Origin of the sequence: Sphingomonas sp. UBA978 (genome assembly GCF_002292295.1) — a bacterium.
Taxonomy (GTDB): Bacteria; Pseudomonadota; Alphaproteobacteria; order Sphingomonadales; family Sphingomonadaceae; genus Sphingomonas.
This window is the reverse complement of the sequence record NZ_DBBS01000020.1, coordinates 263,042-288,808: the sequence shown is the minus strand read 5'-3', so window position 1 is coordinate 288,808 and position 25,767 is coordinate 263,042. Positions and strand designations below refer to the sequence as shown.

General features: G+C 70.0%; 23 protein-coding genes. 13 read left to right on the top strand and 10 right to left on the bottom strand.

All coding sequences use genetic code 11. The features are described 5' to 3' along the window. Window positions 1-13: 13 nt before the first annotated feature. Window positions 14-1,954 carry a peptidylprolyl isomerase gene (locus B2515_RS13895; protein WP_293877245.1) on the top strand — a complete coding sequence of 647 codons (1,941 nt, stop codon included), beginning with the start codon at window positions 14-16 and terminating at the stop codon, window positions 1,952-1,954. Window position 1,955: 1 nt separating this feature from the next. Beyond that, complete coding sequence (locus tag B2515_RS13890; RefSeq protein ID WP_293877243.1) at window positions 1,956-3,461, top strand: anthranilate synthase component I family protein; 1,506 nt, start codon at window positions 1,956-1,958, stop codon at window positions 3,459-3,461. A gap of 461 nt (window positions 3,462-3,922) precedes the next feature. On the opposite strand, the gene B2515_RS13885 is transcribed toward B2515_RS13890, so the two are convergent. After that, window positions 3,923-4,348, bottom strand: coding sequence for a hypothetical protein (locus B2515_RS13885; RefSeq protein ID WP_293877241.1), 426 nt, complete (start codon window positions 4,346-4,348; stop codon window positions 3,923-3,925). Window positions 4,349-4,497: 149 nt separating this feature from the next. Between B2515_RS13885 and B2515_RS13880 the strand changes: the two genes are divergently transcribed. From B2515_RS13880 to lexA, 6 genes are read left to right on the top strand one after another with little or no spacing between them, the layout of a single operon-like run. Further along, window positions 4,498-5,082, top strand: coding sequence for an anthranilate synthase component II (locus B2515_RS13880; protein ID WP_293877239.1), 585 nt, complete (start codon window positions 4,498-4,500; stop codon window positions 5,080-5,082). Then, on the top strand, window positions 5,079-6,074 hold the full coding sequence (trpD, locus tag B2515_RS13875; RefSeq protein ID WP_293877237.1) for an anthranilate phosphoribosyltransferase: 996 nt from the start codon (window positions 5,079-5,081) through the stop codon (window positions 6,072-6,074). The genes B2515_RS13880 and trpD overlap by 4 nt, the downstream gene beginning before the upstream one ends. Next, window positions 6,071-6,856 (top strand): indole-3-glycerol phosphate synthase TrpC, encoded by a 786-nt coding sequence (gene trpC / locus B2515_RS13870; RefSeq protein ID WP_293877235.1) that lies wholly within the window; start codon window positions 6,071-6,073, stop codon window positions 6,854-6,856. The genes trpD and trpC overlap by 4 nt, the downstream gene beginning before the upstream one ends. Continuing rightward, a complete protein-coding gene (moaC, locus tag B2515_RS13865; RefSeq protein ID WP_293877233.1) occupies window positions 6,853-7,320 on the top strand; it encodes a cyclic pyranopterin monophosphate synthase MoaC in 468 nt (155 codons plus the stop codon). The genes trpC and moaC overlap by 4 nt, the downstream gene beginning before the upstream one ends. Then, a complete protein-coding gene (gene glp, locus B2515_RS13860; protein WP_293877231.1) occupies window positions 7,317-8,498 on the top strand; it encodes a gephyrin-like molybdotransferase Glp in 1,182 nt (393 codons plus the stop codon). Before moaC ends, glp begins: the two co-directional genes overlap by 4 nt. A 57-nt stretch (window positions 8,499-8,555) precedes the next feature. Next, window positions 8,556-9,239 carry a transcriptional repressor LexA gene (lexA, locus tag B2515_RS13855; RefSeq protein ID WP_293877229.1) on the top strand — a complete coding sequence of 228 codons (684 nt, stop codon included), beginning with the start codon at window positions 8,556-8,558 and terminating at the stop codon, window positions 9,237-9,239. Here the strand turns inward: lexA and bla are convergent. Together bla and B2515_RS13845 are read right to left on the bottom strand one after the other, a co-directional pair. Beyond that, window positions 9,230-10,129, bottom strand: a complete 900-nt coding sequence (gene bla, locus B2515_RS13850) for a subclass B3 metallo-beta-lactamase (RefSeq protein WP_293877227.1) — start codon at window positions 10,127-10,129, stop codon at window positions 9,230-9,232. The two genes, lexA and bla, sit on opposite strands and share 10 nt — an antisense overlap. Window positions 10,130-10,659: 530 nt before the next feature. Further along, window positions 10,660-12,855, bottom strand: a complete 2,196-nt coding sequence (locus B2515_RS13845) for a ComEC/Rec2 family competence protein (protein ID WP_414711402.1) — start codon at window positions 12,853-12,855, stop codon at window positions 10,660-10,662. 95 nt (window positions 12,856-12,950) lie between these two features. Between B2515_RS13845 and gltX the strand changes: the two genes are divergently transcribed. Genes gltX through B2515_RS13830 form a run of 3 tightly spaced genes read left to right on the top strand, consistent with a single transcriptional unit; the run spans window position 12,951 to window position 15,830 of the window. Further along, on the top strand, window positions 12,951-14,327 hold the full coding sequence (gene gltX / locus B2515_RS13840; RefSeq protein WP_293877650.1) for a glutamate--tRNA ligase: 1,377 nt from the start codon (window positions 12,951-12,953) through the stop codon (window positions 14,325-14,327). Window positions 14,328-14,343: 16 nt separating this feature from the next. Further along, on the top strand, window positions 14,344-15,627 hold the full coding sequence (locus B2515_RS13835; protein WP_293877223.1) for a citrate synthase: 1,284 nt from the start codon (window positions 14,344-14,346) through the stop codon (window positions 15,625-15,627). Beyond that, the gene (locus tag B2515_RS13830; protein WP_293877221.1) at window positions 15,627-15,830 is read left to right on the top strand and encodes a hypothetical protein; all 204 of its coding nucleotides are present in this window, start codon (window positions 15,627-15,629) and stop codon (window positions 15,828-15,830) included. Before B2515_RS13835 ends, B2515_RS13830 begins: the two co-directional genes overlap by 1 nt. 39 nt (window positions 15,831-15,869) lie before the next feature. On the opposite strand, the gene B2515_RS13825 is transcribed toward B2515_RS13830, so the two are convergent. From B2515_RS13825 to B2515_RS13810, 4 genes are all read right to left on the bottom strand, one after another. Then, the gene (locus B2515_RS13825; RefSeq protein WP_293877220.1) at window positions 15,870-17,219 is read right to left on the bottom strand and encodes a sensor histidine kinase; all 1,350 of its coding nucleotides are present in this window, start codon (window positions 17,217-17,219) and stop codon (window positions 15,870-15,872) included. Further along, window positions 17,216-18,301 (bottom strand): DUF2336 domain-containing protein, encoded by a 1,086-nt coding sequence (locus B2515_RS13820; protein WP_293877219.1) that lies wholly within the window; start codon window positions 18,299-18,301, stop codon window positions 17,216-17,218. Before B2515_RS13820 ends, B2515_RS13825 begins: the two co-directional genes overlap by 4 nt. A gap of 35 nt (window positions 18,302-18,336) precedes the next feature. Next, window positions 18,337-19,467: a hypothetical protein gene (locus tag B2515_RS13815; protein WP_293877217.1), complete on the bottom strand. Its 1,131-nt coding sequence runs from the start codon at window positions 19,465-19,467 to the stop codon at window positions 18,337-18,339. A 130-nt stretch (window positions 19,468-19,597) separates the two neighbouring features. Next, a complete protein-coding gene (locus B2515_RS13810) occupies window positions 19,598-19,888 on the bottom strand; it encodes an Hpt domain-containing protein (protein ID WP_293877215.1) in 291 nt (96 codons plus the stop codon). Between the two features lie 99 nt (window positions 19,889-19,987). Between B2515_RS13810 and B2515_RS13805 the strand changes: the two genes are divergently transcribed. Beyond that, complete coding sequence (locus B2515_RS13805) at window positions 19,988-22,276, top strand: hypothetical protein (protein WP_293877213.1); 2,289 nt, start codon at window positions 19,988-19,990, stop codon at window positions 22,274-22,276. Between the two features lie 79 nt (window positions 22,277-22,355). Further along, window positions 22,356-22,931, top strand: a complete 576-nt coding sequence (locus tag B2515_RS13800) for a histidine phosphatase family protein (RefSeq protein ID WP_293877211.1) — start codon at window positions 22,356-22,358, stop codon at window positions 22,929-22,931. A gap of 49 nt (window positions 22,932-22,980) precedes the next feature. Here the strand turns inward: B2515_RS13800 and B2515_RS13795 are convergent, their stop codons facing one another. The 3 genes from B2515_RS13795 to B2515_RS13785 are packed head-to-tail and all read right to left on the bottom strand — an operon-like array spanning window position 22,981 to window position 25,766. After that, window positions 22,981-23,265 carry a DUF1467 family protein gene (locus B2515_RS13795; protein WP_293877210.1) on the bottom strand — a complete coding sequence of 95 codons (285 nt, stop codon included), beginning with the start codon at window positions 23,263-23,265 and terminating at the stop codon, window positions 22,981-22,983. Between the two features lie 7 nt (window positions 23,266-23,272). After that, complete coding sequence (locus B2515_RS13790; RefSeq protein WP_293877209.1) at window positions 23,273-24,928, bottom strand: ribonuclease J; 1,656 nt, start codon at window positions 24,926-24,928, stop codon at window positions 23,273-23,275. A gap of 58 nt (window positions 24,929-24,986) precedes the next feature. Further along, entirely contained in the window at window positions 24,987-25,766 is a 780-nt protein-coding gene (locus B2515_RS13785; RefSeq protein ID WP_293877207.1) for a type III pantothenate kinase, read from the bottom strand. Between the last annotated feature and the right edge of the window lies 1 nt (window position 25,767).

Sequence of the window (25,767 nt, the reverse complement as noted above, 5' to 3'; positions counted from 1 at the left end):
GATCGGCCTTTTCATGCTCAGCTTCTTCCGCCGGATCATCAATTCCAAGGCCGGCATCGTCGTCACCTTCATCGTGCTGGGCGTCATCGCGCTCGCCTTCGCCGCCGGTGACATCACCGGTCTGAGCGGCAGCACCAGCGCCTTGTCGGGCGGCAGCGTCGCGACCGTCGGCGGGCAGAAGGTCGCCGCGGCCGAGCTGCGCAACCGCGTCCAGACCGAATTGCAGGCGGCGCGCCAGCAGCAGCCGACCGCGACGATGGAGCAGTTGCTCGCACAGGGCGGACTGCAATCGGTGCTCGACCGCACGATCAACGGTATCGCGCTCGAACGCTTCGGGCTCGATCAGGGCATGGTCGTCAGCAAGCGATCGATCGATGGCGTGATCGCCAGCATTCCCGGCCTGCGCGGTCCCAACGGCCAGTTCGATCCGGCCAACTACCAGCGCCTGCTCGCCGACCAGAAGCTGACCGACGCGCAGGTCCGCACCGATATCGCGCGCGACATCGTCGCCCAGCAGCTGATGCTGCCGACGCAGGGCGCGACGCAGGTGCCGATGAAGGTCGCGCTCCCCTACGCCTCGCTGCTGCTCGAGAAGCGCACCGGGCAGGTCGGCTTCATCCCCGCCCGCGCGGTGGATACCGGTGTGGCGCCGACCGACGCCGATCTCCAGACCTTCTATCGCCGCAACATCGCGCGCTACACCGTGCCGGAACGCCGCGTCGTCCGCTATGCGCTCGTTGCGCCCGATCAGGTGAAGGCACGGGCGGTGCCGACCGATGCGGAGGTCGCCGCCGCCTACAGGCAGCAGGCGAGCCGCTTCGCCGCGGCGGAGAAGCGCACGATCAGCCAGGTCGTGATCGCCGATCAGGGCGGCGCCAACACGCTCGCCGCCAAGGTGAAGGGCGGCACGTCGATCGCCGATGCCGCCCGCGCCGCCGGGCTGGAACCCGCGGTACAGACCGGCGTCACCAAAGCGGCCTATGCCACAGCGACGACGCCCCCGATCGCCGATGCGGCCTTTGCCGCGCAGCGCGGGAGTGTGATCGGGCCGGTCCGCGGGCCGCTCGGCTGGGTGGTCGCGCGCGTCGATGCGGTCGAGCAGGTCGCCGGCAAGACGCTGGACCAGGCGCGACCGGAGCTGGTCGCCGAACTGTCGAAGCAAAAGCTGCAACAGGCGCTGTCGGACGTCCACGACAAGCTCGACGATGCGCTCGCCAAGAATGCGACCTTCGACGAGGCGGTCGCCGACCAGAAGCTGTCGGCGCAGACCACGCCGGCGCTGCTCGCCAATGGCATCAATCCCGATGCGCCGACGACGCAGCCCGATCCGGCAGTGACGCCGGTGGTCGCCGCGGCGTTCCAGATGGCCGAGGGCGACCCGGCGCAGCTGGTGCCGGTCGGCACCGACGGCGGCTTCGCGGTGGTCGCGATCGGTCGCGTCGTCGCCGCGGCGCCCCGCCCGCTGGCGCAGGTGCGCGCGCAGGTCGCGGCCGACGTCACCGCCGATCGCGCCCGCGCCGCCGCACGCAAGCTGGCGAGCGACATTCTGGCGAAGGTGAACAAGGGCACGCCGCTGGCGCAGGCGCTGGCCGGATCGGGTCGCGCGCTGCCGCCGGTCCAGCCCGCCAGCGCGACGCGCGCACAGCTCGCCCAACAGCAGGGCAACGTCCAGCCGGCGCTCGCGCTGATGTTCAGCATGGCGAAGGGCAATGCCAAGCTGCTCGAGGCGCCGGACAATGCCGGCTGGCTGATCGTCAAGCTCGACACCGTCGTGCCCGGCAACGCCGCCGGCACACCCGCCGCCGTCGCCGGTGCGCGCGGCAGCATCGCGCAACTGGTCGGCCGCGAATATGCCGAGCAGTTCGCCCGTGCGGTGCGCAATGCGGTCGGGGTGAAGACCGATGCCGCCGCCCTCGCCAAGGTCCGTGCCGACCTGACCGGCAACGGCAATTGAGATGAGCGCGGCGATGGACGATCCGGTCGCGGCGGTCGCCGCCGGCCGCCCGGCGTTCGTCTGGCGGCGCCAGATCGCCGACACCGAAACGCCGGTCGCCGCCGCGCTGAAGCTGATCGAGCCGGGGCGCGGCGACTATCTGCTCGAATCGGTCGAGGGCGGCGCGACGCGCGGGCGGCACAGCCTGATCGGCCTCGCCCCCGACCTCGTCTTCCGCGCCTCCAGCGACCGGGCGGAGATCAACCGGCACTGGGCGACCGATCGCGACGCGTTCGAGCCCGCCGGGCAGCCGACGCTGGCGGCATTGCGCGCGCTGGTGGCCGAATGCCGCGGCGACGTGCCGGCGGACCTGCCGCGGGCGCTCGCCTGTCTGGTCGGCTATTTCGGCTATGAGACGATCGGACTGGTCGAACGGCTCGACCAGCCGGCGGCAGATCCGCTCGGCCTGCCCGACATGCTGTTCGTAAGGCCGACGGTGATCTGCGTCTTCGACCGGCTGGCGGATGCGCTCTATCTGGTCGCACCGGTGTGGCCGGACGCGGCGCGCGATCCCGCGGCCCTGGTCGCCGCGGCGGAGGAGCGGCTCGATGCCACCGCCGCCCGGCTCGCGCACACCGCCTTGCCGGTGCCGGTGCGCGGCGATGCCGGCGACCTCGCCTACACACCCGCGATCACCCCGGCGCATTATGCGCAGATGGTCGGCCGCGCGCAGGACTATATCGCCGCGGGCGACATCTTTCAGGTGGTGCTGGCGCAGCGCTTCTCGACGCCGTTCGCCTTGCCGCCCTTCGAACTCTACCGCAGCCTGCGGCGGATCAATCCGTCGCCCTTCCTCTATCACCTCGACCTGCCCGGCTTCGCGCTGATCGGCTCGAGTCCCGAAATCCTCGTGCGCGTCCGGGACGGTCAGGTGACGATCCGCCCGATCGCCGGCACCCGCCCGCGCGGCAAGACCGCCGCCGAGGACGAGGCGAACCGGATCAGCCTTCTCGCCGACCCCAAGGAGCGTGCCGAGCATCTGATGCTGCTCGACCTCGGCCGCAACGACGTCGGCCGCTCGGCCGCGCCGGGATCGGTGCGGGTGACGGCGAGCTACGGCATCGAATTCTACAGCCACGTCATGCACATCGTCTCGAACGTCGTCGGCGAACTGTCGCCCTCGGCCGACGCGATCGACGCGCTGTTCGCCGGCTTCCCGGCCGGCACGGTCAGCGGCGCGCCCAAGGTGCGCGCCTGCCAGATCATTGCCGAGCTCGAACCCGAACGGCGTGGCGCCTATGCGGGCGGCGTCGGTTATTTCTCGCCGGACGGATCGATGGATTCGTGCATCGTGCTGCGCACCGCCGTGGTGAAGGACGGCATCGTCCATGCGCAGGCCGGCGCGGGCATCGTCGCCGACAGCGTCGCCGAATACGAACAGCGCGAATGCGAGGCGAAGGCCGGCGCGATCCTCGCTGCCGCCCGCGACGCGGTCGCCCGGACAGCGGCCGGCGGCTTCGGTCAGTAGACCGCATGGGCGCGGGGGCGGACCGCGCGGCCCGACCCATGCTTGCGGGCGCTTTCGACGGCGAGACGAAGAGGCAAAGCGCGGCCTGAACCTTCGTTGCGAGCACGGCGAAGCCTTCCGGAGCCGCGCGGACCGCGCCGTCGGTAAGACCTGCCGCCTTGCGGTGATCCGCGAAGCAAAAGACAGTTGGGTTCACGCGGAGGCGCGGAGAACGCGGAGATGGGGTGCTTGTCGCAACCGCAGCTTCCCCATCAAACGATGAGGGTCAAAGCGATCCGCTGCCGCAGTCGCGGCACCTCCGCGTCTCCGCGTACATGACGATCTCTTTTCGACCAGGTCGCGCCGTGTCCGTCAAAGAGCCACTCATCGAGAGCCGGGCTACAATAAGCCTGTCGAACCGATCAGACGTATCCGCATTGGCCGACATCATCCGGCCACAACACGATCACGCCATGCGCCCGTCAGGGAACCGTCGACTCCGCATCGCGCTGCGCACGCCGCTCGGCCGCCCATTGCCGGTTCGTCGCCAGCGCGCAGCCGCTCTGGCCGCCGCTGCCGACCGCGGAGCAGGTGTCGGGCAGGCCGCCGGCGACCCGGCCGACCTGATCCGCCGTCGCGACGCGATTGCCCCAGGCCTGGTTCTGCGCCGGGATCGGTCCGCTGTCGCGGAACTGCTTGGGGATGCGATAGGGCTGGTCGAGCGTCGAGCAGATGACGATCTCGGTATCGCTGCTCTGCGGACATTTCTGGCCCACCCCCAGCGTGACGCTGCGCACGCGCTGCGGCGGCGTTCCCGACGACGCGCCCTCCGTGGCCGCCGGGGCGGTCTGCGCACCGGCGAGGCCGGGCAGTGCGACCAGAGCGGCAAAAAGCAACGGGCGGATCATGGTAAGCATCTCCTTCGTGGGCATAACGAGCGGCCGACACCGTTGCTCCCGGTGTCACACAAGATCACATTAGCCCCGGCCACATTGCCGCAGGATTGCGCGCGCGCAACAGGCGTTGCACCGCAGCGGTCATCGGCTATGGCGTCCCCATGATCCTCGTCGTCGACAATTACGACAGCTTTACCTGGAACCTCGTCCACTACCTGATGGAGCTGGGCAGCGAGGTCGAGGTGGTGCGCAACGATGCCATTTCCGCGGGGCAGGCTCTCTCGTCGGGTGCGCAGGCGTTCCTGATCTCGCCCGGCCCGTGCACGCCGACCGAGGCGGGGGTCAGCCTCGACCTCGTCGCCGCGGCCGCCGATGCCGGCCGGCCGCTGCTCGGCGTGTGCCTGGGGCATCAGGCGATCGGCCACCATTTCGGCGGGCGCGTCGAGCGCGGCGGGCTGATGCACGGCAAGACCTCGCCCGTCCTGCACGACGGCACCGGCCTGTTCGAGGGCCTGCCCTCGCCCTTCACCGCGACGCGCTATCACAGCCTGATCGTCAATGACGTGCCGGCCCCTCTGGTGGTCAACGCGCGCGCGGAGGACGGCAACGTCATGGGCTTCCGTCACGAAAGCCTGCCGATCCACGGCGTCCAGTTCCATCCCGAGAGCATCGCGACCGAGCATGGCCATGCGATGCTCGCCAATTTCCTGCGCATCGCCGGCATCCCGGTGAGGGAGCACGCGTGACCGTCGTCACGCTGCTGCCCGATCCGGCGACGCCGCTGTCGCGTGAGAGCGCGGCGCAGGCCTTTGCCGACATGCTCGACGCGCGCGTGTCCGAAGAGGCGATAGGCAGTTTCCTCATCGCGCTGTCAGATCGCGGCGAAACCAGCGTCGAGATCGCCGAGGCGGCGCGCGCGCTGCGCGAACGGATGATCCCGATCGCGGCCCGCGCCGGTGCGATCGACGTCTGCGGCACCGGCGGCGACGGCCATCACACGCTCAACGTCTCGACCGCGGTGGCGCTGGTCGTCGCGGCCTGCGGCGTGCCGGTCGCCAAGCACGGCAACCGCGCCGCCAGTTCCAAGGCGGGCGCGGCGGACACGCTGGAGGCGATCGGCCTCGACATGGAGGTCGCCGGTGCGACCGCGGAGGGAAGCCTCGCCGACCTCGGCATCGCCTTCCTCTTCGCGGCCAACCATCATCCGGTGATGAAGCGGATCACCCCGATCCGCCGCCGCATCGGCAAGCGCACGATCTTCAACCTGATGGGTCCGCTCGCCAATCCGGCCCGCGTCACCCGTCAGCTGATCGGCATCGCACGCCCCGATTATGCCGGCCTCTATGCCGAGGCGCTGGAGCAGCTTGGCACCGAACGCGCCGCGGTGATCTCCGGCGAGGAGGGGCTCGACGAATTGTCCACCGCGGGTCCCAGCCTCGCGGTCAACGTCGGCAGCGCCGACCTGCCGCGCCGCATCGTGCCGGAGGACGCCGGCTTGCCGCGTCACCCGCTCGCCGCGATCCGGGGCGGCGACCCCGCCTATAACGCCGCCGCGCTGCGCCGCCTGCTCGACGGCGAGCAGGGCGCCTATCGCGACGCCGTCCTGCTCAACGCCGCCGCGGCACTGGTCGTCGCGGCGCACAGCCCCTCCCTCTCCGCAGGCGCGATCGCCGCCGCCACCGCGATCGACGACGGTGCCGCGGCCGCGCTGCTCGACCGCTGGATTGCCTATCGATGACCATCCTGTCCCGTATCATCGAAACCAAGCGGGCCGAGGTCGCCGCGCGCAAGGCGACGACCAGCCTCGCCGATCTAGACGCGCGTATCGCCGCCGTCACCCGGCCACGCGGCTTTCGCGCTGCGCTGGATGCGAAGCCCGGCCACGCCCTGATCGCCGAGATCAAGCAGGCCAGCCCGTCAAAGGGCCTGATCCGCGCGGATTTCGATCCACCGGCGCATGCCCGCGCCTATCAGGCCGGCGGCGCGGCGTGCCTGTCGGTGCTGACCGACGAACAATGGTTCCGCGGCCATGACGAGTATCTGATCGCCGCGCGCGCCGCCTGCGACCTGCCGGTGATCCGCAAGGATTTCATGATCGATCCGTGGCAGGCGACCGAGAGCCGCGCGATCGGCGCCGACGCCATCCTCATCATCGTCGCCGCGCTGGACGACAACCAGATGGCCGAGATCGAGGCCTCGGCGATGGATTGCGGGATGGACGTGCTGGTCGAGGTGCACGACGCGCACGAACTCGACCGGGCGCTGAAGCTCAAATCGCGGCTGATCGGCGTGAACAACCGCGACCTGCGCGATTTCAGCGTCGATTTCGCGCGCACCTACGAACTCGTCGGCAAGGCGCCGAAGGGGTGCACCTTCGTCGCCGAAAGCGGCCTCGAGACGCGCGCGGACCTCGACGCGATGGCCGCGCATGGCGTCCGCTGCTTCCTGATCGGCGAGGCGCTGATGCGCCAGCCGGACGTCGAGGCGGCGACCCTGGCCCTGCTCGCGCCCGCCGCATGAGCCGGCTCACCCATCTCGATGCCGAGGGCGCCGCGCATATGGTCGATGTCGGCGACAAGGCGGTGACCAGCCGCCGCGCGGTCGCCACGGGCCATATCGCCATCGCCGCCGACGCGCTGCAGGCGATCCGCGAAGGCAGCGCGAAGAAGGGCGACGTGATCGCCGTCGCGCGCGTCGCCGGGATCATGGCGGCGAAAAAGACCGCCGACCTCATTCCGCTCTGCCACCCCCTGCCCCTCACCCGCGTGACGCTCGACCTCGTGCTCGACGACACCGGCGTCACCGCCACCGCGCTGACCGCGACCGACGGCAAGACCGGGGTCGAGATGGAGGCGCTGACCGCCGTCTCGGTGGCGCTGCTGACGATCTACGACATGGCCAAGGCGATGGACCGCGGCATGACGATCACCGGCATCCGCCTGTTGGAGAAGGCCGGGGGCAAATCCGGCGACTGGCACGCATGACGCTGCTGCCGATCCCCGACGCGCTCGACCGCCTGTTCGCGCTCGCCGCACCGGTCGCCGCGGAGGAGGTCGCGCTCGCCGACGCGCACGGGCGCTGGGCCGCCGCCGATATCCACGCCCGCCGCACGCAACCGGCGACCGACCTGTCGGCGATGGACGGCTGTGCGATCCGCCACGCCGACCTGCCCGGTCCCTGGACCCTGATCGGCGAGAGCGCCGCGGGCCGCGCCTTTGCCGGTACGGTGGGACCGGGTGAGACCGTCCGCATCTTCACCGGCGCGGCGATGCCCGCGGGTGCCGACACGGTGATGATCCAGGAAGAGGTCGCCGCCGACGGCACCGCGATCCGCCTTACCGGCGAAGGTCCGCCGGCCCGCGGCCGCAACACCCGACGGCGCGGCCTCGACTTTACGCAGGGCGATCCGCTCATCGCCCGCGGCGAGCGACTTACCCCGGCGCGCATCGCGGTCGCCGCGACCGGCGGCGTCGGCACGCTGGCGGTCAATCGCCGCGTCCGCGTCGCGATCTGCGCGACCGGGGACGAGCTCGTCGAACCCGGCGGCGCGCACGATCCCGCCGCCCTGCCCGAATCGAATCGCGCGATGCTCGCCGCGATGCTCGCCGATCTGCCGGTCGAGCTGATCGACCTCGGCATATTGCCCGACGACCTCGACACGTTGCGCGACGCTTTCGCCGCCATCGACGCCGACCTGCTGGTCACCACCGGCGGCGCCTCGGTCGGCGACCACGATCTCGTCCGCCCGGCACTCGAGGCCGCCGGCGGATCGATCGATTTCTGGCGGATCGCATTGCGTCCCGGCAAGCCGATGATGGCCGGGCGGATCGGCCGCACCAGCGTGCTCGGCCTGCCCGGCAACCCCGTCTCCGCCTTCGTCACCGCGACTCTGTTCGTGCGGCCGCTGATCGCGCATCTCGGCGGGGCGGCCGATCCCCATCCGCGCACCACCCACGCGATCCTCGGCGAGGACCTGCCCGCCAACGGCCCCCGCACCGACTATCTGCGTGCCGAATTGCGCGACGGGCGGGCCTTCGCCTCTACCATCCAGGACAGCTCCATGCTGCTGACGCTGGCGCGCTCGCATTGCCTGATCGTGCGCCCCATCGATGCGCCGCCGGCGCGGGCGGGCGACTCGGCGGAAATCCTCGTCATCGCTTGACGAGGGCGGTTTCGTTCCCTAGAAGTTCCGCGTCTGTTCTGACGGGGAAGACCGCCTATGCTCACGCGCAAGCAGCACGAGCTCGTTTGCTTCATTAACGACCGGTTGGAAGAGACCGGCATCTCCCCCTCGTTCGAGGAGATGAAGGAAGCGCTCGACCTCAAGTCGAAATCCGGCGTCCATCGCCTCATCAGCGCGCTGGAGGAACGCCATTTCATCCGTCGCCTGCCCAACCGCGCCCGCGCACTCGAAGTGCTGCGGATGCCGGAACGGTCGGAGCGCAAGGTCGCGCCCCCCGCGCCGACGCCGCCTCCGGCGAAGTCAGGCAACGTCCGTGCGGCCCCTTCGCCCGCGAATGACGTGATCGAAATCCCGCTGCATGGCCGGATCGCCGCCGGCGTGCCGATCGAGGCGTTCGAGGGCAGCTCGATGCTCGCCGTGCCAGCCGCATTGCTCGGCTCGGGCGAACATTATGCGCTCGAAGTGTCTGGCGATTCGATGGTCGAGGCCGGCATCCTCGATGGGGATTATGCGCTGATCCGGCGGACCGAGGTGGCGCGGGACGGCGAGATCGTCGTCGCGCTGATCGACGATGCCGAGGCGACGCTCAAATATTTCCGTCGCGAGGGCGCGATGATCCGGCTCGATCCGGCTAATCGCGCCTACGAGCCGCAGCGCTACGTCCCGTCGCACGTCCGGGTGCAGGGCAAGTTGTCGGGTATCCTCCGCCGCTACGACTGAGGCGAACGGCGCTGCTCCGCCAGCGCGCGTTCGAAGGCTGTGCGGGCGTCGGCGACCATCCGCGGCAGGGCGGTGCGATCGACGAAGCTCGCCGGATCGCCTGCCAGTTGTGCCTTGCGCTTTGCTGCGAGGTCGAACAGCTCGGCATGATAGCTCAGCACCACGTCGGCGCGCATCGCGGCGAGCCGGCGGAACGTGCCGCGGAATTGCGCGACCGCCGCGGTATCGTGCGGCGGCCTGCCGCGGGCCGGGTCGGCAGGGTCGGCGCGGGTGACCAGCCGCCGGCCGGCGACGCTGAGGCTCGACACGAACAACACGTCGAGCGGCTTGCCTCGTTCGCTGGTACGCAGGCTCCATGTCGTGGCGCCGTCGGTATGCCCCGGAGTCAGATGCGCGACGAGCCGCGTCTTGCCGACGGCGATCGTCGCTCCGTCGCGGATCGTCAATGACGGACGCACCGGCGGAAAGCCGCTGATATCCGATCGGCCGATGGTCCGCCCCGCGATCAGGTCGGCGCGATCGCCCGCGCTCACCACCACCCGTGTCCCACTCGCCCGTCGCAGCGCGGCGAGTCCGCCGGCATGGTCGACATGGCTGTGGTTGTTGAGCAGATACCGGATATCGCGCAGCCGGAAACCGAGGCGCCGGATGTTCGCGGCGATCAGCGGCGCGCTCTCCGGCAACGCCCCGTCGATCAGCACCAGCCCGGCGGGGTCGGCGATCAGGAACGACGACAGCCCCGCCGTCCCGACATAATAAACGTTGCCGACGATACGGAACGGCTCCGCGGGCGCATTCCACAGCCGCCGCTGCGCGGCATCCTGCGCCCCGACCGGTGGTGCGACCGAAAGGCTCGCCAGTGCGGCGGCGAAAATGGCGAGATGCTTCATCGTCTGTTCCATGACATGGCCGCGACCGACCGCATATCCGCCGGATCGCGACCATACTCAAGGCTGCCGCGCAGGCAGCAGATCGTCATTGCGAGCGCAGCGAAGCGATCCATGGCGTCCTGGGCCGACCCTGGATTGCTCCGCTGCGCTCGCAATGACGATCGTGGGGTGACGTCCGGTCTTTTTCCGTCGGTGCAATACACATCACCCTTGCACCCGTGCGGAGGTTCGCCTTCGACGGCATGGATCGCTCGCCCTAACCCACATTGTACTGCTCGGGCTGGTGGTAGCGCATCCCCACCAGCCTGCCGGACAGAGCGAAGCGGTAGCGCCCACGGGATCCCCGTCCCGGAATGACACACGTCCGCCGTCGCCTGCAGCCATAGGACGACCTCCACCGTGCCTCGTGGAGAGCATAGTCAGGGTCACCGCTCGGGCCTCTCGAACCGTCATCGCGAGCGCCGCGAAGCAATCCCGGTCGTCCTAAACCCGGCTCTGGATTGGTTCGCGGCGCTCGCGATGACGGCCGATCAGTCGCGGCGTCGCTGTAGCGCGCGGCGTCGCACCTCGCGCCCGCCATCGAATCGCGCCACGCGGAACGGCATGACCGTCGCGGGCACGAGCCAAGGGTGACGGTCGCCCGGCGTTCGCACGGTGCGCACCCGGCCACCGGCGAACGTCACCGCGACGCCGCCGGTCGTACGCAGCATCGCCGCATCGAGCTTCAGCCAGCGCGGGATGCAGCCCCGCGGCAGGCGGCGTTCGCTCACCACGATATCAGCCGAGCGGCACGCGGCCACCAGCGTCCGCCACGCAACCGGATAGCCGCTGCGCGTCGCCAGCACCCGCCACGCCCGCCCTTCCGCACGCACATCGACGGCGCACGCATCCGGCGTACAGCGCGCCGCCGCCTGATCCGCCAGCAACGCCGGTTCACCGTCGATCCCGCCATTCTCGGCCAGCATCGTGCGCGTATAGTCCCCGGCCCGATCGCGCAGCAGCGCCAGCCCGCCATCCACCCGCACCGCCAGATGCCGCCCGTCGCCTGTCACCAGCAGGTCGGGCGCGGGGGTCAGCACCGCCCAGGATGCCCCCACCGCCAGCGGCAGCCAGCCGAACCACCGCACGCGCGTCCGCCACAGCGCCAGCCACAGCCCGCCCGCGACCATCGTCCCGAATGCGGCGACCGGCATCGACGGCAGCGCCACCGACGCGCCCGGCGCATTCGCCACTAGATGGGCGAGACCGAGCAAGATTTGCAACGCGAGGTCGGTCAGCCACCACAAAGGCGCGCCGAGCCCGACCGTGTCGAACAGCAACGCCGCCGCGTCCAGCGGCATGACGACGAAGGTGGTCAGCGGGATCGCGACGATGTTCGCCGCCGCGCCGTACAGGCCCGCCTTGTGGAAATGATAGACCGCGATCGGCATCAGCGCCGCCTCGACCACCAGCCCGGTCAGCAGCAGCGATCCCAGCCCCCGCACCAGGCGCAACCCCCACCCCTCTTCCCGCGGCGCGAACCAGTCCTGCACGGCGGGATGCTCGTGCAGCGCGACGATCGCGGCGATCGCGGCGAAGGACAGCTGGAAACTCGCGCCGACCAGCGCCTCGGGCCAGGCGAGCAGCACGATCATCGCGCCCGCTGCGACCAGCCGCAGCGTCATCGCCTCGCGTCCCATCGTCAGCGCGACGAGCACGAGCAGCGACGCGACGCACGACCGGATCGTCGGCACCTGGCTGCCGGTCAGCAACGTATAGCCGATCGCCGCCAGCGCGCCCGCCGCGGCCGCGACCAGCGGCAGGCGAAGACGGATCGCCAGCCACGGCGACAGCGCCAGCAGCCGCAGGACGAGCAGCATCGTCGCCGCCACCACCGCGGTGATGTGCAGGCCGCTCACCGACAGCAGATGGGCGAGGCCGGCGCGGCGCATCGCCTCCGAATCGACCGACGCGATCGCGCCCTCGTCGCCGGTGGCGAGCGCCGCCGCGATGCCGCCGCGGCTGCCGTCGAGCCGCGACGTGATATGCGCGGTCAGCCGCGTCCGCAGCCCGCCCTGCCCCGCGCCGGGAGCGATCACCGTGACCGGCGCGAAGCCGCGGCCGGTCGCACCGATTCCGGCGAACCAGGCGACGCGTGCGAAATCGTGCGCACCCGGCACCGCAGCCGCGGGCGGCGGCATCAGTCGGGCGCGCAGGCCGATCCGCGCGCCCTCGCCCGCTCCCACGGGCGCGTCGCCGGTCGCCAGATTGACCCGCACCCGCCGCGGCAGGCCAGCCCCGGCATCGGGCAACAGCGTCAGCCGCACGCGGTCGCGGGCGGCCAGCGGCTCGACCCGCTCGACGGTGGCGGTGAAGGCGACGACGACCGGCCGCGCGAGGACAGGCGCCGCGACCCGGTCCGCCCGCCACCAGACGAGCGCGATACCGCCCGCACAAAGGAGGCCGCCGATGGCCAGTATCCGCGCCAGCCGCCCGCCGGTGCCGGTCGCCATACCGCCGAGCCCGACGGCGACGCATGACAGCATCGCCGACAGCCAGCCGCGCGCATCGGGCAGCAGGAACCAGATCGCGATGCCGCCACCGAAGGCGACCGGCGCCCACAGGACGATCTGGTCGCGCTCCGCCTCCAGCCATGCTTCGATACCGTCGCGCAACCCGCGGTGCGCGCGCGGGATTTGAAGGCGCACCGAGCGCGTGCTAGGGGCCGCGGCGGCTGGACTGGCCATCACATTTCGAACCTTGGGAGCACGCGCGGTTGGGCGCAACTGACAATCTCGGCACCGACCAGGCTGCGGCCCCGGCGTCATCCGATACGAATGGCATCGTCACGCGCTTCGCGCCGTCGCCGACCGGCTATCTGCATCTGGGCGGCGCGCGGACCGCGCTGTTCAACTGGCTGTTCGCGCGCCATCACGGCGGCAAGTTCCTGTTGCGGATCGAGGACACCGATCGCGCCCGTTCGACGCAGCCGGCGATCGATGCGATCCTGTCGGGCCTCACTTGGCTCGGCATCGACTGGGACGGCGAGGCCGTCTTCCAGTTCGCGCGCGCCGACCGCCATGCCGAGGTCGCGCACCAGATGGTGGCGAACGGCCATGCCTATCGCTGCTACATGACGCAGGACGAGATTGCGGCGCAGCGTGCCGAGGCGCAGGCGGCGAAGAAGCCGCTGCGAATCCGCAGCCCGTGGCGCGATGCCGACCCGGCGACCGCGCCGTCCGGCCAGCCGTTCGTCGTCCGCCTCAAGGCCCCACGCGAGGGCGCAACGACGATTGCCGACCGCGTGCAGGGTTCGGTGACGGTCCAGAATGCCGAACTCGACGACCTCATTCTGCTGCGCTCCGACGGCACGCCGACCTATATGCTCGCGGTGGTGGTCGACGATCACGACATGGGCGTGACCCACGTCATCCGCGGCGACGACCATCTCAACAACGCCTTCCGTCAGCTGCCGATCTACACGGCGAACGGCTGGCCCGAGCCGGTCTATGCGCACATCCCGCTGATCCATGGCACCGACGGCGCCAAGCTGTCGAAGCGCCACGGCGCGGTCGGGATCGAGGCCTATCGCGACGAACTCGGCATCCTGCCGGAGGCGTTCGACAATTACCTGCTGCGCCTCGGCTGGGGCCATGGCGACGACGAGATCATCAGCCGCGAACAGGCGACCGAATGGTTCGACCTCGCCGGCGTCGGCAAGAGCCCGTCCCGCTTCGACCTCAAGAAGCTCGAAAACCTGAACGGCCATTACATCCGCGCCGCAGACGATGCCCGCCTTGCCGGCCTGGTCGCGGCCATCGGCGGCTATCCGGATACGGACCTGCTGACCCGTGCGATGCCGGTGCTGAAGGCCCGTGCCGCCAACTTGAACGAATTGAGCGAGGGTGCGCGCTTCCTGTTCGCGGTCCGCCCGCTCGATATGGATCAGCCCGCTCTGGACCTGCTCGGCGGCGACGCACCCCGCGTTCTCGCTGCACTGCACGCCGCGCTTGACGCGGTGCAGCAGTGGGATCAGGAGGCGATCGAAGCAGCGGTACGGCAGGTGGCCGACAGCCAGGGCGTCAAGCTCGGCCAGGTCGCCCAGCCGCTCCGCGCCGCTCTCACCGGGCGCAAGACATCGCCCGGCATCTTCGACGTGCTCGCGCTTCTCGGCAAAGAGGAAAGCCTCGGCCGGATCGCGGACAAAATGGCAGCCTGATAGGAAGGACAACGACATGACCGAAGCCGCCAAAGTTTCCCTGGATGGCAAGGACCTCGAATATCCGGTCATGTCCGGCTCTGTCGGGCCCGACGTCGTCGATATCCGCAAATTCTACGCGCAGACGGGGTCGTTCACCTACGATCCGGGCTTCACCTCGACCGCGTCGTGCCAGTCGGCGCTGACCTATATCGACGGCGACGAAGGCGTGCTGCTGCACCGCGGCTATCCGATCGGCGAACTGGCCGAGAATTCGAGCTTCATGGAGGTCGCCTATCTGCTGCTCAACGGCGAACTGCCGTCGGCGGACGAGCTGAGCGGGTTCAACAACACGATCACGCGCCATACGATGGTGCACGAACAGCTTGCGGCCTTCTTCCGCGGCTTCCGTCGCGACGCGCATCCGATGGCGATCATGTGCGGCGTCGTCGGTGCGCTGTCGGCCTTCTATCACGATTCCACCGACATCCACGATCCGGTGCAGCGCACGATCGCGTCGCATCGCCTGATCGCGAAGATCCCGACGATCGCGGCGATGGCCTACAAGTACAGCGTCGGCCAGCCGTTCCTGTATCCGGACAATTCGCTCAGCTACACCGGCAACTTCCTGCGCATGACGTTCGGCGTCCCCGCCGAGCAATATGAGGTCAATCCGGCGGTCGAGAAGGCGATGGACCGGATCTTCATCCTCCATGCCGACCACGAACAGAATGCCTCCACCTCGACCGTGCGTCTCGCCGGGTCGTCGGGCGCCAATCCGTTCGCCTGCATCGCGGCGGGCATCGCCTGCCTCTGGGGTCCGGCGCACGGCGGCGCGAACGAGGCGGCGCTCAACATGCTGCGCGAGATCGGCACGCCCGAGCGCATTCCGGAATATATCGCCCGCGCCAAGGACAAGAACGATCCGTTCCGCCTGATGGGCTTCGGCCATCGCGTCTACAAGAACTACGATCCGCGCGCGACCGTGATGCAGAAGACGGTGCGCGAGGTGTTCGACGCGCTGAAGGTCAACGATCCGCTGTTCGACACCGCGCTGCGGCTGGAAGAGCTGGCGCTCAACGACGAATATTTCATCGAGAAGAAGCTGTTCCCGAACGTCGATTTCTATTCGGGCGTGATCCTGTCGGCGATCGGCTTCCCGACCGAGATGTTCACGGTGTTGTTCGCCCTCGCCCGTACCGTCGGCTGGGTCGCGCAGTGGAACGAGATGATTACCGATCCCGACCAGAAGATCGGCCGTCCGCGCCAGCTGTACACCGGCCCGACGCAGCGGTCCTACGTTCCGGTCGAGCAGCGCTGATGCGCCGCGCCCGGCCGGTCCTGCTCTCCGTTGGCGTCCTCCTGACGCTGATGGGGATGCTCTGGATCGCCCAGGGCCTCGGCTACGTCCACTGGCCGCAGTCGAGCTTCATGCTCGACCAGCGGCCATGGGCGGACCGCGGCGCGGCACTGGCGGTCGCCGGACTGCTGCTGATCCTCGTCGCGCGGCGGATGCGCCGCTAGCGGCGGCACCGCTCCCGCCCGAAGACCTCAGACCGGACCTCAGACCGGCAGCGTCAGCGTGAACCGCGCACCGTCGCCGGGCATGCTCTCCACCGTCAGATCGCCGCCCATCGCGCGCGCCAGTCGCCGCGCGATATAGAGGCCGAGGCCGTTGCCGCCCGCCTCCGACGGATCGACCCGCTCGAACTTCTCGAAGATGCGTGCCTGATCCTCCGGTGCGATGCCCTTGCCCTGATCTGCGACGATCGCCTCGGCCCGGTCGCCGAGCCGGGTCGCAGTAACGGTGACCACGCCGCCTTCGGGCGAATAGCGGACGGCATTGCCGATCAGATTGACCATGATCTGCAGCGCCCGGCGGAAATCCCCCGAGGCGTCGACGCGCAGGTCGGGCAACGGCCGCGCGATGGCGACGCCGGCGTTGCCGGCCCGCACCGCGAGCAGACCCGCGGCCCGGCGCGCGACATCGGCCAGATCGACCGCTTCGGGGACCAGCGCGAAATCCTCGCACTCGACCGCCTGCAGGTCGACCAGATCGTCGACCAGCCCGAGCAGATGCCGCCCGGCATTGGCGATGTCGGAGGCATACGCGACGTAATCCTGCTGGACGGGCCCCTCCGCCTCGGCATGGATCGTGTCGGCATGCGCGATGATCCGCGCGAGCGGCCCGCGCAGGGCCTTGTCGAGGCCGCCGGTGAACGCGGCGGAAATCGCGGGAGCGGACGGCTCGGTCAGCGTCGGCACGTTGGCGGCACGGGCGATGCCCGAGAGGCCGGCGAACTCGCCGCTCGCATCCTGTCTGACCTGCGCGGTCAGCAGCATCGGCGCGCCATCCGGGCGCAGCGTCGCGCGTTGCTCGCGCAGCGCCTTGCGCTGGGCGACCGCGGCGAGGATCGGCAGCGCGCCATCGCCCGCCGCATCCAGTGCGAAGAGGGCGGTCAGGGGCTGTCCGAGCAGTGAGAAGGCGTCGATGCCGAGCCGCCGCGCGGGATCGATCGCGACGAAGGTCAGGCGCAACGCGCCATCGGTTTCCCACATCAGATCGCCATCCTCGACCAGCGGCGCGGCCGGAGCCGTCGCGACGAAGCGGGGGCGCACCTCGCGCCAGCCGCTCACCGCCATGCGCAGGCCGTCGCCCTCGGGCTGCACGCGCACCCACAGGTCGAGGTCCGTGTCGAGATCGGCAACGGTCACGCCGCGCGACACGAGGATGCCGAGCCGCCGTGCCAGTCGCGCCACCGTCGCGAGTTGCGGGATCGCCAGCATCGCGCCCGGCGCCCCGCCGGCATTGTCGTTGAGCGCCATCAGTGCCGGGTCGGCGGTGAGCAGACGCCCGTCGGAATCCAGCGTCGCGTGACTGACCGGCAGGTCGGGAATGCCGTCCGCCCTCATCGCATCGCCTCCCGCGCGAGGGCGTCGATCGCCAGCCGCAGGTCGTGGTGCAGCGTCAGCGGGGCCAGCGCCGATCGCGCCGCCTCCGGCGCAATCGCGGCGATCGCATCGAGATCGTCGGCGAAGCGCTCGATATCGCGGCGCGGATCGGCATCGGCGAGTGCCAGCGCGATGCGCGCGATCGTCTGCCGGTCGAGATCGGCCGCGCGGAGCGCGAGCCACAGCCGGTCGCCTTCGGGTTCGAGCACGATCGCCCGCGCGCCGGTGAAATCGAGATCGACGGCGCGGCCGAGCACGGCAACGAACAGCAGCAGGCACCGATCGCCGAGCGCGTCGACCAGCAGGCCGCCGAGTTCGTCCGCCCGCGCATCGATCGCCGAGGCGAGGCGCATCGCGATCGCTTCCGGCCGCTGCCCTTCGTCATGCGCGGCGAGACTGCGCTGCGCCGCCTCGACGATCGCGCGATCCACCGCCGGATCTTCGCCACCCGCCGCGACCTGCCCCTCGCGGATCGAGGCGGCGACCCACCAGATCAACTGGTGATGCAATTCTGCCGGCAACAGGCCCTGTTCGGCCGCGGACCGGCGACGGGCCTCCGCGGCGAGCAGCGCGCGCGCCGCGGCCGCGACGACGCCATCGTCGACCTCGGCGAGGCGGACCAGCAGGCTCGCCTGCTCGCGCGCGGCGGCGGCGGGCGGCAGTTCGGCGGCGATCCGCTCGCACCGGACCTGCGCGATCAGTTCGTCCATCAGCTGCCGGTCGCGCAACAGGCCGGCGCGCGACAGGCGCCGCATCACGTCCTCATGCCCGCGCAGCAGCCGCTCCGCCTGCACGTCCGCGCCGTGCGCCGACAGCACGCGGGCGCCGTGGCGGCGGATCGCGGTTTCGATCCCCTGCACCACCGCAGCGAGCACGCGTCCCAGATCGATCCGGGTGCGTTCGTCGAGGCGGCCATCATCCGCGAGGAAGAAATCGGCGATCGCCCCGGTCAGGCGCGCGTCCGCCAGCCCGCCGAGCCGGCGTGCAGCGGTAATGCGTGTGCCGAGCGCCTCGCGCTCCGCCTGTTCCGGTCCGACCGACATGGCCTGACGACTACCCTTCCATCATTAAGACAGCGCTAAGGCTCCCGTCGCAATCGTTCGATCGCGGCGGTCAATGTCGCGGCGGCATAGATCGCCGCCAGGCCCAGCCCGGTCACCGGCGCGGCGAACAGCGCGCCCAGCCACGTGCAGCCGAGATAGGCGGGCGCACTGCCCCACCACAACCGGCGCGGCCGCGTGCCCAGCGCGCGCTCACCGAGCACGGCGAGCAGCACGAGCCCAATCCCGAGGATCTCCGCCGCCCGGTCGCCGCTGAACTGCGTCGCCTGAACGCCATAGAGGATCGCCGCGCCCGCCGGCAGCAGCTTCGCCGCCAGATCGAGCAGGCGCTGGCTGGCCGATTCGTCGCGCAGGTCGGCCAGCGCCGCGGCGAGCGACAGACCGAGCGTGGCGAGCAACGCCAGCAGCAGTCCCGACACGGGCTGGTCGAACAGGGTCAGCGCCAGTCCGGCCACGCCGATCGCCCCGGCACCGCCGGCGACCGCGACCACCGGCACCGTCCGCGGCACCAGCAGGGGAATGACGGCACGCGCCAGCGGCGCGGTGACGAACCGTTCGAACCAGCCGTTGCGGCCGGAGATCATCGCCGCCATCACCGTCCGGCCCCGCGCCTCGAGCGCCGCGCCGGCATGGCCGACGCCATGGCCGCCGCGCACCGCCTCCTGCGGGAGCAGCACGTGCACCGCCCGCGCCTGCGAGGCGAGACGGACCAGGGTCGATTGCACGTCATAGTCGCGCGGCATGGCGGCGAGTTCGCCGAGCCGCGCCGGATCGAGCCGGGCGACGCCCGCCCACACCATGCCGCTGCCGACGCGTTCGTACCCGCCGGTCGCCTGATCCTCCGGCATCACCAGCAGCGCGTCGCTGCCCTCGCGCGCCAGCACCGCCAGTACGTCCTCGGTCGTGGTCAGGCCATCGGCGAGCATCAGCACGCGGGCGAGCGGGTGCAGTTTCGCCGCCGCCTCCGCCGCGGTGCGCACCGTGTCGACGGCGACGCCACGCTTGCCGATACGGCTGATCGCGCCAAGCAATTCGGGGGTCAGACGCGCGACGAGGATGACGATCTGAGACGCCCCCGCCGCGATCAGCAGGCGTGCCTGATATTCGATCAGCGTCACGCCACCGAACGGCAGCGTGGCGGTCAACATCGCGGGCCGATCGTCCGCATCGTGCATGGCGAAGAGAAGGCCGGCGAGCATCCCGCCGCTGTTAGGCGGTGATGCGGCCCATGCCTAGGTCATTACGAAGGCTCGCCCGAGCGATCGTGACGATCCGGCGTCAGAGTCGCGCGACGGAGCGCCGCAGCTTCGCCAGCATCGCGCCGTCGTGCGGCAGGTCCGCCGCCTGCGCTGCGAGCGCCATCAGGCGCACCGCACCGAAGCTCGCCGCCAGCCCCTTCATCCGCGCCGCCGCCTCTCGCCATGCGTCGCGCCCGTCGGCCGCCTCCATCGCCGCCAGCGCCCGCTGCGCGCTCTCGACGAACGCCAGCCGCAGCTCCGCGATCAGAGCGGGTTCGTCCCCCACTGCCGCGGCCAGTGCCGCATCGATCGCTCCCGGATCATAAGCCATGACGAGCCTGTAACGCGACGGTGCTTAATCAAGTGTTGCGGTTTCGCTTTATGGTGCGGGCGAAGCCGGTTAAGTTCGCCGCCGAAGAACGGGGGTTCCATGATAATCGACATGCGGGCGGAAGCCGCCGCACACAGCGACGTCCACGATTATGGCGACCATCACGGCATCGCCGGCGCCGATGCGGACGACGGCACGCATGTGTGGACCGAGGCGGTCGAGCCCGAGCCGGGTCGCACCAACGCCTGGATCGCACCGCTGATCGCGGTGCTGGTCTGCGTCGCGTGGCTGGGCGGCATGGCATGGATCGCCCGCGACCAGATCCCCCTGCTCGCCCCCGTCGCGCTGGTGCAGTTCCTCGCGGCACTCGCCGTCGTGCCGGCGCTGGTCGGCATCGCCTACCTGCTCGGCATGCGGACCAGCCGGCGCGAGGCGCGACGGTTCCGCGGCACGGCGCAGGGCATGCGGGCCGAGGCGGCCAATCTCGAACGTACCGTCGCATTGCTGTCCCGCTCGCTCGACGCCAACCGGCGCGAACTCGCCACGCAGATCACCACATTGATGGCGATGGGCGACGGCGCCAGCGAACGGCTGGCGGGAATCGGCCGGGGTCTGTCTGCGGAGATCGGTCAGGCCGACGCGCATGCGGGCGCCCTGTCGCGCGCCGCGGCCGACGCGCAGGGCAGCCTCGGCGTGCTGCTCGCCTCGCTGCCCCGCGCGCATGCGGAGGTGGCGGAGGTCCAGCGCCTGCTCGACGATACCGGCCTGTCGGCGAGTGGCCATGCCGCCGCACTGGAAGCGCAGCTCGCCGCACTCGCCGAACGTGGCCGCGACGCCGATCTGGTCGCGGGCAGTGCCGCGCAGAAGCTCGCGGCGCATATCGCACGGATGGAGGCGACCAGCGAAACCGCCGGCGCACGGCTGGAGGCGGTGACCGGCGACATGTCGTCCGCGGTCGACGCCCTGCTCGGCCGCACCGCCGATGCCGTGGACGAGGCGCGCAAGGGGATTGCGGCACAAGGCGATGCGATGCTCGCGATGCTGCGCGCCAATCAGGCCGCGCTCGACAGCGCCGCGCGCGACAGCGCCGATGCGCTCGCCGAGCGGATCACCGCGGTGGAGGACGTGATCGACCGCGTCACCCTGCGGCTCGAGGGGCAGCGTTCGGCAAGCGATTCGCTGCTCGCCGGGCTCGACGCCGGGATCGGCCGGGTCGAGACGCGGCTTGACACGCTCCACACGCAGGGCGTCGAGCGGTCGCAATTGCTTGCAGCCTCGATCAGTGCGCTCGGCGGCTCGGCCGATGCGATGACCGAGGCGCTGCGTGCCGGCGATGCGATGGCGACGCGGACGATCGGGACGACCGAATCGCTGCTGATCGCGCTCGACGCGGCGGCACGCGAAATCGACGAGACCCTGCCCGACGCGCTGACCCGGCTCGACGCCAAGATCGCCGGTAGCAAACAGGTGGTGATCGCGGCCAAACCGGAGCTGCTCGCGCTGGTCACCGCGGCGGAGAGCACGCATGACGCGATCGAGGCGATCGCCGGCGTGATCGCCGAACAGCGGCGCACGCTCGACCAATTGTCGGGCACCCTGCTCCAGACGCTGACCGACGGCCGCGCCAAGGCGGATGCGCTCGGCATGATGGTCGACGAGACGATCGACCGCACCCACCGCTTCGCCGAGGAGGCCGCGCCGCGGCTGGTCGATGCGCTGCTCCGCGTCCGCGACACCGCCGCGGTGGCGGCGGACAAGGCGCGCGAGACGCTGGCGACCGTCATTCCCGACGCCGCCAGCCAGCTCGAGACGGCAAGCGCGGAGGCGATGCGCCGCGCTACCACCGACACGGTCGAGCGACAGGTGCGCGCGATCGCAGACGCCACCGGTCAGGCCGTCGACGCCGCGACGCGGGCGACCGAACGGCTCTCGCATCAGGTGCAGCAGATCCTCGACCAGACAGCGATCGTCGAAACGCGGATCGAGGATGCACGCACCGAGCGCGACGAGGCCGAACGCGACACCTTCGCGCGCCGTGCCTCCCTGCTGATCGAATCGCTCCACAGCGCCTCGATCGACATCACCAAGGCGTTCGCGCCGGAGGTGTCGGACAGCGCCTGGGCGGCCTATCTCAAGGGCGACCGCGGCGTGTTCACGCGGCGCGCGGTGCGCGTGCTGGAGCCGGGCGACGCCCGCGACATCGCGCGGCTCTACGACGACGACACCGGCTTCCGCGAGGCGGTGAACCGCTACATCCACGATTTCGAGAGCATGCTCCGCACGATCCTCGCCCAGCGCGACGGCTCGCCGCTCAGCGTCACTTTGCTGTCGTCGGACATGGGCAAATTGTACGTGGCGCTCGCCCAGGCGATCGAGCGGCTGCGCTGATCGGACATTACCAGCGGCAACGCCCGGATCGCCGGTCATCCTGAGCCCGCGGGGCGCAACGACCGAGCAGGAAACCCGGATGTCGTATCCGTATTTCATCACCCACCCGGAGGTGGTGGTCGACGCGCAGACGCCCGTCGAACGCTGGCACCTGAGCGCGTCGGGCATCGCGCGGATGCGCACCTTCGCCCACCAGCCGGCACTCTCCGGCGTCCGTGCCATATGGTCCAGCACGGAAACGAAGGCGATCGAGGCGGCCGGCATACTCGCCGCCGCCCTGGGACTCGGCGTGTCCGTCTCCAAGGCGCTCGGCGAGAACGATCGGAGCGCTACCGGTTTTCTGCCGCCGGCCGAATTCAAACAAGTCGCGGATGCGTTCTTCGCAGAACCCGCTGCAAGCGTCCGGGAATGGGAGCGGGCAATCGATGCCCAGGCGCGTGTCCATAACGCCGTGTCGCAGATCGTCTCGGAACATGACGGCGGCGATCTTGCGATCGTCGCACATGGCGCGGTCGGTACTCTGCTCTTCTGTGCGCTGGCGGGAAAGCCCATTGCCCGGACGTTCGACCAGCCCTTCCAGGGGCATTATTGGAAAGCGCCGCTGTCGAGCCTCATACCCGTCAGCGGCTGGCAGCCGATCGCCGCACGATCGTAGTTCCAGCCGGCCCCTCGCGACATGGCCGTCCCGTCATCCCCGACGCGCCTCAGCCGTGGCCGTAGACCGAATCGCGGTTGAACAGGTCGAGCATCTGCGGCGTGACCCAGCCGAACCGGTAGTTGGCGACGAACAGCGCGAACAGCGCCGTCGCCACGATCGTCACGTGTAACGCAAGCCGGCCGAGCCGGAATTCATGCGGCGCGCTTTCGGCCTGGCCGGCGACATAGTCGCCGCCGGCCTCATCCGTGGTGCGGACGCCCCACGGCAGGACGAGAAACACCGAAAACGCCCAGAAGAGGACGTAGATCGCCAGCATCGACGTCCACTTCATGGCGGCGTCAGGCCTCGACGATCAGCACGTCGACGATCGGCTTCTTGCCGGTCCAGCGCGTCGCGATACGACGGACGGCGAGGCGCACGTCCTCGCGACGACGGTCGATCTCCCGCTTCTGACCCTTCAGGGCTTCAGCGGCGGCATCGGCAGCATCCTCGACGAAGGCCGCGCGATCTTCCTCGACCGGCACGCCGTTGACGCGGATCTGCGGCCGGCCGAGCGGCTGGCCGTTGCGCCCGATCGCGACCGCGACCGAGATCTGGCCGTTGATCGCCAGCTTGCGGCGTTCGTTGATCGTCGACCCGTCGGCGGGCAGGATCACGTCGCCGTCCAGCACAAGCCGGCCGACGCCGGCGTTGCCGATCTTCTCGGGCTTGCCCGGAATCAGGCGGATCACGTCGCCATCGCTCTGCACCAGCGACTGCGGCACGCCCTCGGTCAGCGCGAAGCGGGCGTGCTCCATCATATGCCGCATCTCGCCATGCACGGGGATCAGCGTCTGCGGGCGGATCCACTTGTACATCTGCGCGAGTTCGGGGCGACCCGGATGGCCGGAGACGTGGACGTGCGCCTGACGCTCGGTAATCATCACCACACCCTTGCCCGCCAGCGTGTTCTGGATCTTGCCGATCGCGACCTCGTTGCCCGGAATCTGCTTGGACGAGAAGATCACCGTGTCGCCCATGTCGAGCTTGATCGTGTGCGATCCGTCGGCGACGCGGGCAAGCGCGGCGCGCGGTTCGCCCTGGCCGCCGGTGGCGACGATCAGGATCTTGTTCTTGGGCAGGCGCATCGCCGTGTCGGGATCGACCGTGTCGGGGAAGTCGGTCAGATAGCCGGTGGCCTGCGCCACCTTCAGAATCCGGTCGAGCGAGCGGCCGGTAACGCACAATTTGCGCCCCGTCTCGCGCGCGACTTGGCCCAGAGTGTGGAGACGCGCAGCGTTGGAGGCGAAGGTGGTGACGAGCACGCGGCCCTTCGCCTTGGCGACCTGTTCGGCCAGCCCCTGCCGCACCGACGCCTCCGATCCCGAGGCCTCCTTGTTGAAGACGTTGGTCGAATCGCAGACCAGCACGTCGACGCCGGCATCGCCGATCCGCGTCAGATGCTCGGCGCTGACCGGCTTGCCGATCACCGGGGTCGGATCGAGCTTCCAGTCGCCGGTATGGAAGACGCGGCCGGCCTTGGTCTCGATGACGAGCGCATTGGGTTCGGGGATCGAGTGCGACAGTTCGACGAAGCTGACGCCGAACGGGCCGATCTGCACGCCGGCGACGCCGGTGTCCTTGTTCGGCTGGATCACGCGCAGCTTGACGCGGTTGGCGTTGCCTTCCTCTTCCAGCTTGCCGCGGATCAGCCCGGCGGTGAACGGCGTCGCATAGAGCGGCACGCCGAGATCCTCGGCCAGATACGGCAGCGCGCCGATATGATCCTCATGTCCATGGGTCAGGACGATGCCGACGAGGTCGTCGATGCGATCCTCGATGAACGACAGGTCGGGCAGGACGATGTCGATGCCGGGATAGGCCGCGTCGGCGAACGTCACGCCGCAATCGACCATCAGCCATTTGCCGGCATGGCCGTAGAGATTGACGTTCATGCCGATCTCGCCGGAACCGCCGAGGGCGCAGAAGAGAAGCTCGTTGTTCTTAGGTGTCATTTATGTCTTTCAAGGAATATCGTGGCGCCCGCAGGCCGATTGATGGCGCGAGCGCGTCTCATTCGATATGGGCGTTTTGGTACATGATCGCCAGCCCCTGGATAGTGAGGTCCGGCTCGATGACGTCGAACACGTCGGTATGCTGTTCGAAGAGGGTGGCGAGCCCTCCGGTTGCGATGACTTTGGCAGGGCGGCCGATTTCCGCCTTCATCCGCGCGACCAGCCCTTCGATCATCGCGATATAGCCGAAATAGACGCCGATGGCCATCTGGTCGACGGTGTTGCGGCCGATGACGCTGTCGATCGCCGGCGCCTCGATCGCGATGCGCGGCAGCTTGGCCGCAGCGCTGACCAGCGCGTCGAGCGACAGGTTGATGCCGGGCGCGATGATCCCGCCCTTGTAAGCGCCACTATAGTCGCTGACGTCGAAGGTGGTGGCGGTGCCGAAGTCGATGACGATCAGGTCACCATCGTGCAGCGCATGCGCCGCGATCGTGTTCACCGCCCGGTCCGCACCGAGGCTCGCGGGTTCGTCGACGTCGATGGTGATCCCCCATTCGACCGGCGTGCGACCGGCGATCAGCGCCTCCGTCCGGAAATATTTCTGCGCCAGCACCTGAAGGTTGTGGAGCGCGCGGGGCACGACGGTGGCGATGATGACCGCATCGACCTGGCCGCGGTCATAGCCCTCCAGCGCGAGCAGCTGGCTGAGCCAGACCGCATATTCGTCCGCGGTGCGGCGCGGGTCGGTGGCGATGCGCCAGCGCGCCTTGATGGTGCGGCCCTCCACCAGCGCGAACACGACATTGGTGTTGCCGGCATCCACGGCGAGCAGCATC